General features: G+C 44.8%; 1 protein-coding gene. It reads right to left on the reverse strand.

Annotation, left to right across the window (positions count from 1 at the left end; genetic code table 11):
* Positions 1–25: 25 nt before the first annotated feature.
* A partial coding sequence (locus tag PZC42_RS24920) for a carboxymuconolactone decarboxylase family protein (RefSeq protein ID WP_277214294.1) occupies positions 26–259 on the reverse strand: 234 nt, incomplete at its 5' end.

Here is a 259-nt window from a genome sequence, read left to right on the forward strand (position 1 = left end):
TGCTTAATCTCTTCGTACTTTGCCATTACTTTTCTCCGAATACTTCTTTTGCAACGTTGAATGCTGACCACGCCTTTGGCCAACCAACATAGAACGCCAATTGCGTAATAATTTCAGCCACTTCATCAGCGGTCAGGCCGTTATCCTTGGCCTTTGCCATGTGAAATGGTAATTGCTCAAAAGCGCCAGTTGAAATCAATGCCGTAATTGTCGTTAATGAACGATCACGGGCTGACAATTCAGCTTCACGTGACCAGAC

Source organism: Isoptericola croceus (assembly GCF_029382255.1).
Taxonomy (GTDB): Bacteria; Actinomycetota; Actinomycetes; order Actinomycetales; family Cellulomonadaceae; genus Isoptericola; species Isoptericola croceus.